This window comes from Pseudorhodobacter sp. (assembly GCF_030452865.1).
Classification (GTDB): domain Bacteria; phylum Pseudomonadota; class Alphaproteobacteria; order Rhodobacterales; family Rhodobacteraceae; genus Pseudorhodobacter.
Window position 1 is genome coordinate 1 of the sequence record NZ_JAKDLJ010000033.1, and the last position, 16,297, is coordinate 16,297.

General features: G+C 60.0%; 15 protein-coding genes. 9 read left to right on the plus strand and 6 right to left on the minus strand.

Going from position 1 to position 16,297, the window contains the following annotated elements:
• Positions 1-137 precede the first annotated feature (137 nt).
• Together L0H65_RS03765 and L0H65_RS03770 are read left to right on the plus strand one after the other, a co-directional pair.
• Positions 138-935 (plus strand): phytanoyl-CoA dioxygenase family protein, encoded by a 798-nt coding sequence (locus L0H65_RS03765; RefSeq protein WP_301457497.1) that lies wholly within the window; start codon positions 138-140, stop codon positions 933-935.
• Positions 936-1,044: 109 nt separating this feature from the next.
• A complete protein-coding gene (locus tag L0H65_RS03770) occupies positions 1,045-1,386 on the plus strand; it encodes a hypothetical protein (RefSeq protein WP_301457498.1) in 342 nt (113 codons plus the stop codon).
• Between the two features lie 38 nt (positions 1,387-1,424).
• Here the strand turns inward: L0H65_RS03770 and L0H65_RS03775 are convergent, their stop codons facing one another.
• The gene (locus L0H65_RS03775) at positions 1,425-2,432 is read right to left on the minus strand and encodes a Hint domain-containing protein (protein WP_301457499.1); all 1,008 of its coding nucleotides are present in this window, start codon (positions 2,430-2,432) and stop codon (positions 1,425-1,427) included.
• Between the two features lie 371 nt (positions 2,433-2,803).
• Here L0H65_RS03775 and dapE point away from each other — a divergent pair, with 371 nt between their 5' ends.
• The 5 genes from dapE (at position 2,804) to L0H65_RS03800 (ending at position 8,476) form a co-directional block, all read left to right on the plus strand.
• On the plus strand, positions 2,804-3,967 hold the full coding sequence (dapE, locus tag L0H65_RS03780) for a succinyl-diaminopimelate desuccinylase (protein WP_301457500.1): 1,164 nt from the start codon (positions 2,804-2,806) through the stop codon (positions 3,965-3,967).
• Entirely contained in the window at positions 3,964-4,389 is a 426-nt protein-coding gene (locus tag L0H65_RS03785; RefSeq protein WP_301457501.1) for a GNAT family N-acetyltransferase, read from the plus strand. The genes dapE and L0H65_RS03785 overlap by 4 nt, the downstream gene beginning before the upstream one ends.
• A 39-nt stretch (positions 4,390-4,428) precedes the next feature.
• Entirely contained in the window at positions 4,429-6,681 is a 2,253-nt protein-coding gene (gene rnr / locus L0H65_RS03790) for a ribonuclease R (RefSeq protein WP_301457502.1), read from the plus strand.
• A gap of 187 nt (positions 6,682-6,868) precedes the next feature.
• On the plus strand, positions 6,869-8,014 hold the full coding sequence (locus L0H65_RS03795; RefSeq protein WP_301457503.1) for a lytic murein transglycosylase: 1,146 nt from the start codon (positions 6,869-6,871) through the stop codon (positions 8,012-8,014).
• A 39-nt stretch (positions 8,015-8,053) separates the two neighbouring features.
• A complete protein-coding gene (locus L0H65_RS03800; RefSeq protein ID WP_301457504.1) occupies positions 8,054-8,476 on the plus strand; it encodes an META domain-containing protein in 423 nt (140 codons plus the stop codon).
• A gap of 5 nt (positions 8,477-8,481) precedes the next feature.
• Here L0H65_RS03800 and mgrA read toward each other — a convergent pair whose 3' ends face one another.
• The 5 genes from mgrA to L0H65_RS03825 all read right to left on the minus strand — a co-directional run bounded on the left by mgrA (position 8,482) and on the right by L0H65_RS03825 (position 14,405).
• Entirely contained in the window at positions 8,482-9,510 is a 1,029-nt protein-coding gene (mgrA, locus tag L0H65_RS03805; RefSeq protein WP_301457505.1) for an L-glyceraldehyde 3-phosphate reductase, read from the minus strand.
• A gap of 174 nt (positions 9,511-9,684) precedes the next feature.
• Positions 9,685-11,121 carry a xylulokinase gene (gene xylB / locus L0H65_RS03810; protein WP_301457506.1) on the minus strand — a complete coding sequence of 479 codons (1,437 nt, stop codon included), beginning with the start codon at positions 11,119-11,121 and terminating at the stop codon, positions 9,685-9,687.
• Between the two features lies 1 nt (position 11,122).
• A complete protein-coding gene (locus L0H65_RS03815) occupies positions 11,123-11,884 on the minus strand; it encodes an ATP-binding cassette domain-containing protein (protein ID WP_301457507.1) in 762 nt (253 codons plus the stop codon).
• 12 nt (positions 11,885-11,896) lie between these two features.
• On the minus strand, positions 11,897-13,219 hold the full coding sequence (locus L0H65_RS03820) for a sugar ABC transporter permease (protein ID WP_301457508.1): 1,323 nt from the start codon (positions 13,217-13,219) through the stop codon (positions 11,897-11,899).
• Positions 13,220-13,379: 160 nt separating this feature from the next.
• A complete protein-coding gene (locus tag L0H65_RS03825; protein ID WP_301457509.1) occupies positions 13,380-14,405 on the minus strand; it encodes a substrate-binding domain-containing protein in 1,026 nt (341 codons plus the stop codon).
• Between the two features lie 215 nt (positions 14,406-14,620).
• Between L0H65_RS03825 and L0H65_RS03830 the strand changes: the two genes are divergently transcribed.
• A complete protein-coding gene (locus L0H65_RS03830; protein WP_301457510.1) occupies positions 14,621-15,910 on the plus strand; it encodes an ROK family transcriptional regulator in 1,290 nt (429 codons plus the stop codon).
• The coding region (locus tag L0H65_RS03835) for a VCBS repeat-containing protein (protein WP_301457511.1) at positions 15,907-16,297 on the plus strand (391 nt) is incomplete at its 3' end. The genes L0H65_RS03830 and L0H65_RS03835, both read left to right, overlap by 4 nt.

A 16,297-nucleotide genomic window follows, 5' to 3' on the forward strand; every position in this document is an offset into this window, starting at 1 on the left:
GCATCAGCGGATGCGGTGATATATTCAATCTGGCGCAGGGTAATAGATAGCATAAAACTATCTTAGCAATTAAGATTTAGTATTTGAAACTATATTTAACTAAGGGCAATCTGCACCGGAAATCGAGAGGATTGACCATGCCCCACCCATTGCTGACCCAAGCCGATATTGATGCCTATCAGCGCGATGGCGTTGTGATGATCAAGGGCTTGTTTGCCGATCACGTCGACACCCTGCGCGCCGGCGTCGAACGGAACATGGCCGAGCCCGGCGAATACGCCGCCGAAAACCTGAAGCCGGGCGAAGGCGGGCGGTTCTTTGACGATTATTGCAACTGGCAGCGCATCCCCGAATTTGAAACGGTGATCCGCAATTCCCCTGCCGCCGAAGTGGCCGCCGATCTGATGGGCTCCAACCGCGTTCAGGTGTTTCACGATCATGTGCTGGTCAAGGAACCCGGCACCGCCAAGCCGACGCCATGGCATCAGGATGCGCCTTATTACTTTGTCGACGGGGCGCAAACCGTCAGCTTCTGGTCGCCGCTTGACCCGGTAAAGGAAGCGTCTTTGCGTTGCGTCGCGGGTTCCCACCGCTGGGAAAAGCAGGTTCTGCCGACGCGCTGGATGTCGGAAACCAATTTTTACCCTAACCCGGAGGAATATATGCCCGTCCCCGACCCGGATGCCGAAGGTATGGATATCCGGGAATGGCAGATGGAACCGGGCGATGCGGTGGCCTTCAACTATGGCACGCTGCACGGCGCGCGCGGCAATGCTGCGGGCACACGGCGGCGGGCGTTTTCGTTGCGACTGGTCGGCGATGACGCGCGCTATGTTGAACGACCGGGCCGCACCTCACCGCCATTTCCGGGGCATGACATGAAGCCGGGCCAAATCCTGCGAGAGGATTGGTTCCCGGTTATCTATCAGCGCTGATGCGCTTTCTCATTTTCGTGCTGTTGCAAGGTCAATAGCGATAGCGCGAACTTGACAATTTGTCCCGCGCGCGTCAGTCCCTGTCCTCCCGAAACCCCAAGGTGCCGCGATGACGGATGATGTGCAAAAACCAAAGAAACCCTCGCGCCAGCAAGTCTATACTTTGGTGATCGAGGTGGGGCGCAACCCCGGTGACGGCCTGCCCGCCAAGGCAACAGGGGCGGCGTTGATCTGCTACGCCAGCGGCGTGGATGAGGCAGAAGCGGTGCGAGAAACCGTCGCGATCCTGAAACAGGCCGATATGGCACCGCTCGATGTTTCCGGCTATGGCACGCTGGAGGAACGTCTGGCCGCCGGGGATGAGATTGCGGACGATGAACGCGAATTGATGGATCGCGCCTTGTCCGAAAACTCCGTTATCGTCGCGCAAATGACCCCGTTCTTTGACTGACAGCGCGGCTGACAGGCTGCTCTCGTTGCATTGTAGTATCAGGCCGCGTTCTGGTGGCCATTCTGGCGCAGCATCGCCAACAGCGGGACCGCCTCAAACGGCTTGAGCACCGGATAGGGGCTGACGCTTATCGCATCTGGCACCGCATGACGATGCGACAGCAAGCGCCAGACATCGCTCAGGAGCGGTTGCGGCGAACCGATGTCCAAGGCAACGCATTGGGTCAGGGCGCGGCGCGCGTCGATCCGTCCTGCGCGTCCATCGGCAAAATGGCGGGCCGCCAGCAATACCGATTCCTCGCCAAACAGATACTCCACTTCGCAACCAGACAGCATGACAAGCTGCTCCGCAGCGCAAAGCGTATCCTTCATCGCGCCGAGAAAGCCTGCGCAAAGGACAACCGGGCTGAACGATCCCCGGCTGGGGGTGATCATCTGGCGTATCGACAATAGGGCGGCTTGGCCGCCATCATCGGTCAACAATGTGTCACCACTGCGCAATCGTCCTGCCTGTTGTGGGCCATTGGTGGTTTCAATCCAGGTTTGCGCGCCGATCCAGGGCATGGCTTCGGGCGGTGCGTTGGCCTTGGTAAAGCCAAACCACAACAGGGATTTGTGGCGGGTGGTCAGGGCGGTGTTGCGGCACATCACCTGAATATCTTCCGCCAGCATCGGCATCGGATCGGTGCCCATCGCTGTCAGTCCCGGTGCGCCGTTGGGCAAATCCAGCGTCAGCGTCCATTGCTTGCCCGGCCCGTCCCAAGCGAAGGCAAGCCGCGCAGTGCCGCATTGATGCGAATACGGTGGCAGGGGCAGGATGTGGCGCGCGACACGATCCCCCTGCCGGTGCGTCACCACAATTCCCACCTCGTCGCTGGCTATGATCGACAAGTGGCGTTGCCAGCCGTCATCGGCCCTGAACGCCAGCAGGATCGTGGGTTCCTGCACCGGAAGGCTGTATTCCAGCACCAGATGCCCACGCGTCAGCAAGCCGCTCGCATCCGTGTTCATCGGCAGACTGTCGGAAACCGCAAACCAACCCGTCATGACACCCACCAAGCGACAAGCATCGTAGCCATGAGCGGCGGTATTCCAGCGCGGCGAGGTGCGAAGCTGTCGCGCCACGGCCCGATATAACACGAAACGCGTCGGGCTACAGGCCGACCGATGCGGCGTTGATCTGACATAACTCACTACTCGTTCCGGCACGTTGGCCAAATTCTTGCCCGGTTCCGGGTTTTTCATTGCCCCCAGTGAAGCGCAAATACCGCGTCATGTCACGCTCAAGCCGGCTTTCGCGCCGCAGTTGGCAGCATGGGTGACGGTTCTGCAACAGCACTGTGGCTTTTTGGCCAGTTGTGGTGTGAAGGGTGAAAGAGTATCGCTTTCACGTTCCAACCATTCGACGAAGGCTTGCCATGACACCTGCCACACCTCCTGCCGCCATTGATCCCGTCGCTTTGACCGCTGATCTGGTTCGTTGCAACTCTGTCACCCCGGCGGAGGGTGGCGCGCTGATCTTGCTTGAAAAACTGTTGTCAGGCGCCGGGTTTGCCTGCACGAGGGTTGATCGAGGCGGCGTCTGCAACCTGTACGCGCGCTGGGGTCGGCAAGGTGCGAACCGCAGTTTCGGCTTCAACGGTCATACCGATGTTGTGCCGGTGGGCGATGTCGCGGCATGGACACAGGATCCCTTCGGCGCAAAGATCGTCGACGGCTGGATGTATGGGCGTGGCACGACCGATATGAAATCCGGCGTCGCCGCTTTCGCCGCCGCCGCCGTGGATTTCGTGCGCGATACCCCACCCGATGGCGCGGTGATCCTTGCCATCACCGGGGATGAGGAGGATGTGGCGCTGGATGGCACCGTGGCGCTGCTCGACTGGATGCAAGCGAACCATGAGGCAATGAGCGTGTGTCTGGTGGGGGAACCCACTTGCCCCGATCAGATGGGCGAGATGATGAAGGTCGGGCGGCGCGGGTCACTGACGGCACATTTCACGGCCAAGGGCGTGCAGGGCCACTCTGCCTATCCGCACCGCGCCAACAACCCGCTGAATGCAATGGTGCGCTTGATGGATCATCTCGCGACCGAAGCACTCGACCAAGGCACCGCGCATTTCGACCCGTCCACGCTTGCCATCACCACGATTGACACGGGCAACCCTGCCAGCAACGTCATCCCAGCGCAGTGCCGCGCCACGGTGAATATCCGTTTCAACGACAGCCATAGTGGTGCGTCCCTTGCCGATTGGCTGCGGAACGAAGCGGCGGCGGTGCAGGCGGAAAGCGGCGTTACGATTGAGGTTTCAGTGAAGATTTCGGGCGAAAGTTTCATCACCCCGCCGGGGGAATTGTCGGCGCTGATCGCGCGCTCGGTGCAGGCCGAAACCGGGGTTGCGCCTGTCGCATCCACTTCTGGCGGAACTTCGGACGCACGGTTTGTCAAAGATCACTGCCCGGTGGTGGAATTCGGCCTTGTCGGTAAGACCATGCATCAGGTCGATGAGCGGGTGGAAGTGGCGCAAATCCACAAACTCAAGGCGATCTATACCCGGATTTTGCAAGACTATTTCGCATGACCGCGCAAATTGCTGTCACCCGCGATATTGCAACCTGTCTTGAATTGCGGCGCCTTGTGTTCATGGTAGAGCAAGGCGTGTCGGAGGCGGATGAACGCGATGACCTGGACGCCGAAGCGGTCCATCTGCTGGCCACGGTGGGCGGGGTTCCGATTGGTTCGGCGCGGTTGCTGACCGGGGGTGCGATGGGCAAGATCGGGCGTGTTTGCGTGTTGTCGTCGCATCGTGGCATGGGGTTGGGTGCAGCTTTGATCTGCGCTTCGGTGGAGCAATTTCGCACCATGCTGGGGATTGAAACCGTCAAACTCGGCGCGCAGACCCATGCGGTCGGCTTTTATGAAAAGTTGGGGTTTGTCGCGATTGGACCGGTTTATGACGACGCCGGCATCCCTCATCGCGATATGATTATTTCCCTGTCTTGAGGCGTGACGCCACCTTTTGCGCGTGATAAGGGCCGGGATATGGAACAGCTCCCCTCAAAAGACCAGATCCAGCAATGGTTGGCAGACAACCCGACGCTGACCTCGAAACGAGATATCGCGCGCGCCTTTGGGATCAAAGGCTCTGCCCTGCGCATTGAGTTGAAGCGCATGTTGAAAGAGTTGGAGGCCGATGGCACGCTGGTCAAAAAGCAACGCCATTACCGCGACCCCGATGCCTTGCCGCCGGTGTCGGTGCTGCGGGTTCTGGCCCCCGATGCCGATGGCGACCTGTTTGCCGAGGCGATGGAATGGACCGGCGAAGGCCCCGCCCCGCGCATCCTGATCATCACTAAAACCTCCGATCCGGCCATGGGCGAAGGCGACCGTATTCTTGCGCGGTTGGAACCTGTGGGTGGCAAAGATCACGCCTATGAGGCGCGCCTGATCCGCAAGATCGGTGCCAATCCGCAGAAATTGCTGGGGATATTCCGCTCAAGCAGCGAAGGCGGTCGTATCGTTCCCATCGACAAGAAAGACGACAAGGAATGGCGGGTGCTGGCAGAGGCCACGATGGACGCCCGCGATGGGGAATTGGTGGAGGCAGAGCAATCCGGCCCGCGCCGCCTGGGCCTGCCCCAAGCCCGCATCACCGCGCGACTGGGTGATCCAACCGGCCCGCGTGCAATTTCGCTGATCGCTATTCACCAGCACGGCATCCCTGACCAGTTCCCTGATAAAGTGGTGGCAGAGGCCGAGGCGCAGGTGGCGGCGAAGATGGGCAAACGCGAGGATTTGCGTGACCTGCCGCTGGTCACCATCGACCCGGTGGATGCCCGCGACCGCGACGATGCGGTTTTGGCGATGCGAGATGAGGATGCGGCGAACCCCGGCGGGTTCGTGGTTTGGGTTGCGATTGCCGATGTCGCGCATTACGTCCGCCCAGGATCGCAACTGGACCGTGAGGCGAAAAAACGCGGTAACTCCAGTTACTTCCCGGATCGCGTGGTGCCGATGTTGCCCGATGTTCTTTCGGGCGATCTGTGTTCCCTGCATGAAAATGTCGACCGCGCTTGCATGGCGGTGCGGATGGTGCTGGACGCGCATGGCCGCAAACTCAGCCACCGCTTCACCCGCGGAATGATGCGCTCGGTTGCGTCCTTGAACTACGCGCAAGTGCAATCGGCGGTGGATGGCAATCCGGATGCCGTGACGGAACCGCTGTTGGACAGCGTTTTGCGCCCGCTTTATGCCGCTTATCAAGCAACCAAAACCGCCCGCGCTGAACGGCAACCGTTGGATTTGGACCTGCCAGAACGCAAGATCGTGTTGTCGGAAGCGGGCGAGGTGCTATCGGTGGACTTCTACGAACGCTTTGACGCCCATAAGGTGATTGAGGAGTTTATGATCCTCGCCAATGTCGCGGCAGCGGAAGAACTCAATCGCCTCAAGTCGCCTTTGCTGTTCCGGGTGCATGAAGAACCGCCCCCGGAGAAGCTGGAATCGCTGCGCGAGGTGGCGGAGGCGTCGGGGTTTACGCTTGCCAAAGGCCAGGTGTTGAAAACCGCGCATCTGAACCGGCTTTTGGCGCAGGCGATGGGGACGGATTTCGCGGAATTGATGAATATGACAACCCTGCGGTCGATGACGCAGGCGTATTATTCGCCTGATAACTTTGGACATTTCGGCCTTGCGCTGCGGAACTACGCGCATTTCACATCTCCCATCCGGCGCTATAGCGATTTGATCGTGCATCGTGCCTTGATCGCATCCCACAAATGGGGGGATGACGGGTTGACCCCACAAGATATTGAAGAATTGGCCGAAACCGCCAAGCATATTTCCGACACCGAACGTCGCAGCATGGTGGCAGAGCGGGATACCAATGACCGCTATCTGGCGGCCTATTTGGCGGACCGGGTGGGCGCCGTCTTTGATGGCAAAGTCTCGGGCGTGCAGCGGTTTGGCCTGTTCGTGCGACTGGCCGAAAGCGGGGCCGATGGTTTGGTGCCAATCCGGTCCGTGGGGCGTGAGTTTTTCCATTTTGACGCGGAGTCCCAAACACTTACGGGGGCTGACACCGGCTTGACCATTGGCATCGGTCAGCGCGTTAAAGCCCGGCTGAAAGAGGCGGCACCGATGACCGGCGGGTTGATCCTGGAACTGGTGGAGATTGAGGACCGTGCTTTGCCGGCAGGGCGTGGCCCTCGTGGCAAAAGCGCCGCGCGCAGACCCGGAAAAGCGGCAGCCAAGGCGAAAGCGATCAAGCGCAAGGTGGCGCGGAAGCGGAAGTAAGCCCATGCGCCGCGCGGGGGGCGTTGCCTTGTCGCGCGGTGGCGTTAAAATGCCATAAAACGGTGAGGAGGCAGGTATGCGCAATCTATGCGTAACGTATGCGTTAGGTATGCTGAACGTATGCCTGTTGGCGATTGGGGCTGCGGCCTCCCCGACCGCGCCTGTTGTGGATCCGGAAGGGGCGGTTATGGCTGAGGTGCGAACGGCGGGTGATACGGCGGGGCTTCAAGTTTGGCTGCAAGGTTTCCGGCAGCGGGCGGCGGCGGCGGGCATTTCGGCTGATGTGATGGACCACGCCTTGACCGGCTTGCAATACGATGCCGATGTCATCCGCCGCGACCGCAATCAGTCGGAGTTTACCAAGACGATCTGGGATTACCTTGACACCGCCAACGCGGCCGAGCGGGTGAGCAATGGCAAGGCGGCACTGGCCAAACGCGCGGCGACTTTGCAAAAGATCGAAGATAAATATGGCGTCGACAAGGAGGTCGTCGCGGCGATCTGGGGGCTGGAAAGCGCCTATGGCAGTTTTCGCGGTTCGGGGTCGACCATCCAATCGCTTGCCAATCTCGCCTATGACGGACGGCGCGGCGCCTTCTTTGAAGGCGAGTTGCTGGCGGCGCTGAAAATCCTGCAATCGGGCGATACCACGCCCACCAAGATGCGCGGTAGTTGGGCGGGGGCGATGGGGCATACGCAGTTCATGCCCTCGTCATTTCTGTCCTATGCGGTCGATTTTGACGGTGATGGCAAGCGCAACATCTGGGACGATGACCCGACCGATGCGCTCGCCTCCACCGCCGCTTATCTGGCGCATTTTGGGTGGGTCAAGGGCGCGCCTTATGCGGTTGAGATTACCTTGCCCAAAGGGTTCGATTATGACCTGAGCGGCGAGCGGGTGACAAAGCCTGTGGTAGAGTGGCAAGGCTTGGGTATTCGGCAGGCGAATGGCAGCGATTTGCCCGACTTCGGTGCGGCTTCGGTGCTGTTGCCGGGGGGCGCGCGGGGGGCGGCGTTTCTGATTTTCTCCAACTTCCATGTGATTGAGAAATACAACACCGCCGACGCCTATGTCATTGCTGTCGGGCAGTTGGCGAGAATGCTGAAAGGCGGTGCGGCGATCAAGGCGGCGTGGCCGCGCGAGTTGCGGGTGCTGACCTTTGACGAACGGATTGAATTACAGGAACGGCTGACCGCTGCCGGGTTTGATACGCTTGGAGTGGATGCGAAAATGGGGCCGAATACGATTGCGGCGGTGAAGGCGTTTCAGCGTGCGCAAGCGGTGGTGCCGGATGGCTACCCCAGTTTGGACATCTTGCAACGGCTGCGGTGATGCTTAGATCACGGGTTGAAATGGGGAATAGGTGACGCGATGAAACGCAGGAATTTGGTATTGGCCGGGGTGCTTGGCTTGGGCTTGTTGGGCGGCGTTGCGGCCTGTGTCGGACAGCAGGGGGGTGGCATGGCGCAGGGGCAATCCCTTGGAGGCGAGTGGCGGGTGAGCCAGATCAACGGCGCGGCGGTGCCTGCGGGCGTGGAGGTGACGCTTGCGATTTCGGGCAATCAGGTGTCCGGCTCCTCTGGCTGCAACCGTTACAATGGCGGCGTGACGCAAGACGGGCAGGCGGTGAAATTCGGCCCGGCGGCGATGACGCGCATGGCCTGCGCGCCTGCTGCGATGGCGGTGGAGGCGGAGTTTGGCAAGGCGTTGGACCAGATCAGCCGCTTTGACGTTATTGACGGCACGTTGCAGCTTTATGCGGGCGACGCGCTGGTAATACGCGCCACCCGCTAAAGGGTTTAGCCCGCCGAGGACCGCGCCCAAAGATTGATCGCTTCCTCGGATGAGATGCGATCAATCTCGGCCAATTCGGCTTCGGTGAAGTCGAGGTTTTGCACCGCCCCGGCGCAGTCGATCACCTGTTCGGGTTTTGAGGCACCGATCAAGGCGGTGGTGATGCCGCCGCCGCGCAATACCCAAGAAATTGCCATTTGCGCCAGCGTTTGCCCGCGCTTTTGCGCCATGGCGTCTAATGCGCGGACCGAAGCCAGCGCGCTGTCGGTGATGGTTTTCGGGTTCAGCGATTTGCCTTGTGCGGCGCGGCTGCCCTCTGGGATGCCGTTCAGGTATTTCTTGGTCAGGATACCTTGCGCCAAAGGCGTAAAGGCGATGGAGCCGATGCCGAGGTCGGCCAGCGTGTCTTTCAACCCGTCTTTTTCCACCCAGCGGTTGAGCAGGTTATAGCTGGGCTGATGGATGACGCAGGGGGTGCCGAGGTCGCGCAGAATGGCGGCGGCTTCCCGCGTGCGCTGCGAATTATAGCTGGAAATCCCCACATAGAGCGCACGACCGGAGCGGACGATATGATCCAGCGCGCCCATGGTTTCCGTGAGCGGCGTGTCGGGGTCGAAACGGTGGGAATAGAAGATGTCGACGTAATCGAGGCCGAGGCGCTTGAGGGATTGATCGCAGGAGGCAATCAGGCTCTTGCGGCTGCCCCATTCGCCGTAGGGGCCATCCCACATCTCGTAGCCCGCTTTGGAGGAGATAATCAGCTCATCCCGGTAGCCCACGAAATCGGTGCGCAGGATATCACCGAAAGCGGTTTCTGCGGAACCGGAGGGTGGGCCGTAGTTGTTGGCAAGGTCGAAATGCGTGATGCCGTAGTCAAAGGCGGTTTGGCAGATTGCGCGTTTGGTCTGGTGCGGCGTGTCGTGGCCAAAGTTGTGCCAAAGGCCGAGAGAAATAGCGGGGAGTTTGAGGCCAGAATTGCCGCAGCGGCGGTAACTCATCCGGGAATAACGGTCGGCGGCGGGTGTGTAGGGCATGGAATATCCTTTCGAACTGGTCCCTTTGTGTGACTTCGTTCACATCGGGGCAAGGGGCGTTGCATATGCATCGGGGCATTTCATGCCTTCGGCTTCCGCCGCAACCGGGCAATTGTACACGACCTCGCAGAAGCGATTGAACACCGTTCGGACATCCCCCCGGCCGGCGTCGGTTCAATGCAGGGTCTGTATCGCCTCCCGTGCGGCGCAGTAGCGCGCGTGCCCCGCTTGAAAGGCGTCGCGCAGCGAGGGGTCGGGATCAATCTGGCGCGCAATCGGCGGTAAGGTGGCGATTTCCGCGCCGACCCCGTTGGCGGCCATGATGGCAAGGCGCGCAGCACCGAAAGCGCCGCCGAAATCTCCGGCGCGGGGCAGCATTACCGGCAGATCCAGTGCGGTAGCGATGGCGGATAGCCAGTAGTCGGAGCGGGAACCCCCGCCAACCGCGATCAGTTTTTCCAGCTTGGTGCCAGTGGCGGCCAGTGCGTCGCGGCAATCTCGAAAGGCGAAGGTGACGCCTTCCAGCACGGCGCGGGTCGCAGCGGCGCGGTCGGTGGCGTGTTCAAGACCAAGAAAGGCGCCGCGGATGGCGGCATCGTTCAAAGGCGTGCGTTCACCGCCGAGATAGGGCAGGAACAGCGGTTTGCCGGGAGCTTGCAGCGCGCCAAGACCGCCGGTGAGTTGGGCTGCTGTTTCACCAACCAGACCCGAAAACCAATTCAGCGCATCGGTAGCGGCAAGGATAACGCCCATCTGGTGCCAGGTGCCGGGCAACGCGTGACAGAACGTATGCACTGCCGTTTCCGGGCTGGGTTTATAGCCATCATTGGCGGCGAACAGCACGCCCGAGGTGCCGAGCGACACAAACGCCTCCCCCGCGCGGACCACGCCGACACCGATGCCAGCTGCGGCGTTGTCACCGGCTCCGCCTGCGATGATCACGCCGGAGGGCAGGCCCCAACGGCCTGCCAAAGGCGTACGGAGTTGGCCGGAAACGGCAGAGCCTTCGACCAATCGGGGCATGTGGTTCCGGGTCAGATGACATGCGGCAAGCAGGTCATCTGACCAATCGCGGGCGCGTGTGTCAAACCAACTGGTGCCTGCGGCGTCGGACATTTCCGCCACATGATCACCGGTCAACCACAGGCGCAGGTAGTCCTTGGGCAGCAGGATCTTGGCCACACGGCTCCAGTTTTGCGGCTCATGCCTGCGGACCCATTCCGCCTTTGGTGCCGTGAAGCCGGGGAAGACGATGTTGCCCGTGATGCGGCGAAATATTGGGTCGCGGTCCATTGCCGCCGCTTCCACGGCAGAACGGGTGTCGTTCCATAACATGCAGGGGCGGATCACCTCATCCGAGCGATCCAAAAGGGTAGCGCCGTGCATATGGCCCGAAAGGCCGATGCCGCGCACCATGCCCAGACCATGGACCGCCAGCGCATCCAGCACCGATTCAGCGGCGGCGATCCAATCGGTGGGGGATTGTTCTGACCAACCCGCATTGGGGCGGTTGACGCGGAGAGGGGCAGTTGCCTCCGCCAGCACCGTTTGCGCATCGTCGATCAGGATGCCTTTGAGCGAGGATGTCCCGAGATCAAGCCCGATATACATATCAGGCCGCCTGTGCGGGTGGCTTGCCCAAGATGATCATCCCCAGAATATCCTCATCCGTCACCTTCTTGACATCGACGGTGCCGATCAACTGGCCGTTTTTCATCACCGACGCGCGGTCACAAAGCTTCATGACGCTGTGAATATCATGATCAATCAGGAAGATACCTAGCCCTTCCTTCTTCAGTTCTTGAATCAGCTCCGCCACCATTTCGGTTTCTTGCGGACCAAGTGCGGCGGTTGGTTCGTCCATGATCAGAATCTTGGCGTTGAAATAAACCGCGCGAGCGATGGCGACCGATTGGCGCTGCCCCCCGGAAAGCGCCGAAACCGGCACGTTGAATTTCTGGAAATTCGGGTTCAGACGGTGCATGATCTTGCGGGTTTCCGCCTCCATCCTCGCGTCATCAACGAAGCCGGATCGGGTGACGAGTTCGCGGCCCAGAAACAGGTTGGACGCTGCATCAAGGTTATCGGCCAGCGCAAGGGTTTGATAGATGGTTTCGATATTATGCGAGCGGGCATCAATGGGGGAGCGGATATCAACCTTTTCGCCGTTGATAAAAATCTCACCCTGGTCGGCATGATAAGCGCCGGAAAGGCATTTGATCAGCGTCGATTTTCCTGCGCCATTGTGGCCCAAAAGGCCGACAACCTCGCCCGGATGAAGATCAACCGAGACGTGATCGACGGCTTTGATTCCTCCGAAGGAAATGGAGATATTGCGCATCTCGACCAGTGGGGTTGCGGTGTTCTGAGCCATTGTCATGCCCCCTTACTTGGTTTTGCGGCGATAGAGGATGTCAAGCCAGACCGCGAGAACGAGGACCGCACCGACAACGACCTTTTGCATCGCGGCATCCACGCCAATCAGCACCATGCCCGTTTGCAGCGACTGCATCACCAACGCGCCAAGAATTGCGCCGAAAATGGTGCCGATACCGCCCGCCAGTGAGGTGCCGCCAATCACGGCGGCGGCGATGACGAACAACTCATCCAACTCCCCCAAGGCGTTGGTGGCGGAGTTGAGACGGGCCGAGGCGACGATTGCGGAAAGCCCGGTCAGAAAGCCCATCAGGGCAAAGATTTTTACCGTCATCCATTTGGTTTTGATGCCGGATAGGGCGGCCGCTTCCGGGTTGCCGCCGATGGCAAAGACGTAGCGGCCAAAGCGGGTGCGGGTCATCAGGATATTCATCAGAATCGCAACGACGACAAGGATCAGAACCGGAATCGCAAAGCCATAGCTGATGTGCAGATTGGCGGGGTCGGTGGTCAAGCCCTTGGCGGCGGCGTATTGGCGCACGATGCCGATGGGCCATTCGTAGGAGTTGACCAGAAGGACCGCGCCAATCACCAGCCCGCAGCCCAGCACGGCCAGGAACATCTCGGCCCAGACGGGGCGGAGCGGGAAGTGAAACGCGATGCGCTGTTTGCGGCCGTTCCATAGCCCCCAGAGGATAAAAGCACAGCCAAGCAACCCAACGATCCAACTGCCCGTTGCCCCGATGGCACCGTAAGGGCCGCCGCCGATCAGCGTGAAATTTTCATCCAGCGGCGATATGGTTTCGCCCCGGTTCATCAGAAAAGCGCAACCGCGCCACACCAGCAGGCCGCCAAGCGTGACGATGAAGGACGGAATCTCTCGGTAGGCGATCAGCCAGCCTTGGAATGCGCCGATAAATGCACCCATGACCATGCCAATGATGCCGGTTATGACCCAGATCATCGGGTTGCCAAGCCCGACAAGCTGCGGCAACCAGTAGACCTGCACCATCCCCATCATCACCGCACAGACCCCCAGAAGGGAGCCGACAGACAGATCAATATTGCGGCTTATGATGACCAGAACCATGCCCGTCGCCATGATTCCGATGGAGGAGGTCTGGACCGAAAGGTTCCACAGGTTGCGCGGCGTCAGAAATGCGCCGAAGCCTTTGAAAATCGCACCGTAAAAGTGAAAGCCGACCCAAATCAGGACCAGCGCGCCCGCCATGCCCAGAAGGCGGGTATCAATTTCGGTATCGCGCAGGAAGCGGGAAAGAAGGCTGGGTTGTGCCTCGGTTGCGTCGGCGGTGGGTCGGGTTGTGTCGGTCATATCTTCATCCAGCACAGCGAAAGGGGGGGCAAGGACCGGCGGGCCAATGGCCCCCGCGTCGCGGCTCCGGTGTGGGGAGGGCGCAATGGGCGCCTGTCAGAGTATTCGAGATGAAAGTCGGCACCCGCCAAACGAAGGGCGGGTGCCAAAGACCGTCAGCTCACTTGCAAGCGGCCACGTCCGCCATAGCACCTTCGCAAGCCTGTGCTTTGGTGATGTGGCCAGCGTCGATCACGACATCAAGATTGTCTTTGGTGATCGGAGTTGGCGCGAGGAAGATCGCGCTCATCTCAACGCCTTTGTCACCGCCGGACCATTTCACCGCGTTCGGGATCGCATCAAGCGCCGCACCACCCGCCAGAGCCGAGGCGATATTGGCCGCTTCTTTGCCAAGCTGGCGCGAGTCTTTCCAGACCGAAACAGTCTGGGTGCCACGAGCCACACGGTTCAGGGCGGACAAGTCACCATCCTGCCCACCGATTGGAACATTCAGGCCTTGTGCGGAAAGGGCAGCAATCGCCCCGCCCGCCATGCCGTCATTTTCGGCCAGAACCGCATCAACCTTGTTGTTGTTGGCGGTCAGGATCTGCTCCATGTTCTTTTGCGCATTTTCCGGCTTCCAGCCATCCGAGAACGCTTCGCCGACGATCTTGATTTTTCCATCCTTCACGTCGCCGCCGATCACTTCCATCATGCCTTCCAGCAGGAACGCAGCGTTCGGATCACCGGGGTCGCCTTTGATGATGGCATAGTTGCCTGTCGGCTGGGCTTCTTTGACTTTTTCGGCGATGATCTTGCCGACACCTTTGTTGTCAAAGGTCAGATAAAAGGCGCGACTGTCTTCGATCAGGCGGTCATAGCCAACGACCGGGATGCCTTCGGCCGCTGCTTTGTCAATCGCCGGGCCAATCGCGTCCTTGTCCATCGCCAGAATGATCAAGGCATTTGCGCCTTGCGCGATCAATGCTTCCACATCCGTCAACTGCTTGGAAGCCGATGCCTGTGCGTCAGCGGAAATATAGGTGTCGCCCGAAGCCTCCAATGCGGCCTTGATCGCGGCCTCGTCGGTTTTCCAACGCTCTTCCTGAAAGTTCGACCAGGAAACGCCGACCACTTTGCCTTCGGCCAGTGCGACGGACGAAAACCCTGCCGCTGCGATGACGGCCAGCATGAGTGCATTACGCATGTTATTCCTCCCAATAGAATCAGCCCAATGCGGCTGGTCCGACGAATTCGTCGGTACATCGGCAAAATGACGCCAATAAATTCAGTTGTCAAAATAAAAATAACAGTCACTATGCCATATATTGGCATTTCATACCGTGGATGCTGCTTTGCAGCAAGATAACACCGTTGCATCATGGAAATCGTCGCTGCTTTAGTTTTGGAAGTGAAAGAATAATGCCGCAACTGCAAAAAGACCCGGCGTCGAGCGCAAGTCCGGGCTGCGGCCCGCTTATCCCGCCGCTGTCTGAGTCGCTGCGGCCGTTGCGTCAGCAGATATTTGAGCGTGTGCGCGCTGCGGGCTCCATCGCGCGGGTGCAGGTTGCCAAGGAATTGGCGGTCAGCCCCGCTTCGGTCACAACCGGGGTTTTCGATCTGATCGAGATCGGGTTGATCGAGGAGGTAACCGCCACCCGTGAGGGCGATGCCGGACGTGGGCGGCCTGCGGTCGCGCTGGGTGTGCGGGCTGATGCCTATCGGGTGGCAGGGATGAAACTTTCCGACCGTGAACATACCGTCGTGATCATGGATTTTGCCGGCAATCTGATCGCTGATGAGGTGGTAAAGCGCATCCCCGGCATCATGACTCTGCCCGAGGTTTTGACCGCGATTGAAACACTGCTGGACCGCATTTGCGAAAAAGCCGGGATCGCGCGGTCATCACTTGCAGCTTTGGGGTTGGGTCTGCCGGGGTTTGTCGATAGCCGCTCTGGAGCGGTGTTCTGGTCATCGGTTCTGGCAGATCGTGGTATCAATATCGCGCAGGCAGTGGGGTTACATCTGGGACTTCGGGTGCATGTCGATAACGACGCCAATCTGGTGACGCTTGCGGAACTGTGGTTCGGTGCCGGGCGGGGGCTTTCGGATTTTGCCGTGGTGACGATTGAGCATGGGCTGGGCATGGGGCTTGTCATCAACCACCGCATCTATCGCGGCGCGCATGGTTTGGGGATGGAGTTGGGCCATACCAAAGTGCAGTTGGATGGCGCTTTGTGTCGGTGCGGTCAACGTGGCTGTCTGGAAGCCTATGTTGCCGATTATGCGCTTGCGCGCGAGGCGACAACCGCGTTGAATCTGATGGGGAAGGATGGGCAATCCATCAATGTGCTGCTTGAAAGCCTCTATGACCATGCCAAAGCGGGCAATATCGCGGCGCGGTCGATCTTTCGCCGCGCTGGTCGCTATCTTGCCGTTGGATTGTCGAATGTGGTCAACCTGTTCGACCCCTCGCTGATTATCCTGAGCGGCGAGCGGATGCGTTTTGACTACCTGTATGCCGCCGATACTTTGGCGGAGATGGACAATCTTGCGATTGTCACGGGTCGGGCGCGCCCACCGATAGAGATTCACGCCTGGGGTGATATGCTTTGGGCTCAGGGGGCGGCGGCACTGGCGCTGTCCGAGGTGACGGAAAACCTGCTCGGCAGCGGTCGCGACGACCCAACACGAGAGGTCGCGGCGCAATGAAGTACCTTGTTTTTCTGTTGCTGTTGGCGAGTCCCGCCCTCGCGGGCCCGCGCTTCGTGGACCGCGCTGCCGATTTGCCTGCCCCCGTGATCTATGCCGGTGAGTGGGAGCATTTTGTCGGTGGTGGTGTCGCTATCCTTGATTGCAACGGGGATGCGCGGCCTGATTTGTTCGTGGCTGGCGGCACCAATCCGGCCAGCTTACTGGTCAATATCAGCAAGACAGGGGGCGCAATTTCCTTCACGGCGGGGGAGATTGCCCCGATTACCGATGTGACGGGTGCATATCCTTTGGATATTGATGGGGATGGGGTGCTCGACCTGGCGGTTCTGCGGGTCGGTCCGGATGTTTTCTTGAAAGGCGAAGGGGATTGCCGGTTCCACGATG

Coding starts and splice junctions, on each gene's coding strand:
- L0H65_RS03765 (WP_301457497.1), top strand. CDS start 138: ATGCCCCACCCATTGCTGACCCAAGCCGATATTGATGCCTATCAGCGC.
- L0H65_RS03770 (WP_301457498.1), top strand. CDS start 1,045: ATGACGGATGATGTGCAAAAACCAAAGAAACCCTCGCGCCAGCAAGTC.
- L0H65_RS03775 (WP_301457499.1), bottom strand. CDS start 2,432: ATGACGGGTTGGTTTGCGGTTTCCGACAGTCTGCCGATGAACACGGAT.
- dapE (WP_301457500.1), top strand. CDS start 2,804: ATGACACCTGCCACACCTCCTGCCGCCATTGATCCCGTCGCTTTGACC.
- L0H65_RS03785 (WP_301457501.1), top strand. CDS start 3,964: ATGACCGCGCAAATTGCTGTCACCCGCGATATTGCAACCTGTCTTGAA.
- rnr (WP_301457502.1), top strand. CDS start 4,429: ATGGAACAGCTCCCCTCAAAAGACCAGATCCAGCAATGGTTGGCAGAC.
- L0H65_RS03795 (WP_301457503.1), top strand. CDS start 6,869: ATGGCTGAGGTGCGAACGGCGGGTGATACGGCGGGGCTTCAAGTTTGG.
- L0H65_RS03800 (WP_301457504.1), top strand. CDS start 8,054: ATGAAACGCAGGAATTTGGTATTGGCCGGGGTGCTTGGCTTGGGCTTG.
- mgrA (WP_301457505.1), bottom strand. CDS start 9,510: ATGCCCTACACACCCGCCGCCGACCGTTATTCCCGGATGAGTTACCGC.
- xylB (WP_301457506.1), bottom strand. CDS start 11,121: ATGTATATCGGGCTTGATCTCGGGACATCCTCGCTCAAAGGCATCCTG.
- L0H65_RS03815 (WP_301457507.1), bottom strand. CDS start 11,884: ATGGCTCAGAACACCGCAACCCCACTGGTCGAGATGCGCAATATCTCC.
- L0H65_RS03820 (WP_301457508.1), bottom strand. CDS start 13,219: ATGACCGACACAACCCGACCCACCGCCGACGCAACCGAGGCACAACCC.
- L0H65_RS03825 (WP_301457509.1), bottom strand. CDS start 14,405: ATGCGTAATGCACTCATGCTGGCCGTCATCGCAGCGGCAGGGTTTTCG.
- L0H65_RS03830 (WP_301457510.1), top strand. CDS start 14,621: ATGCCGCAACTGCAAAAAGACCCGGCGTCGAGCGCAAGTCCGGGCTGC.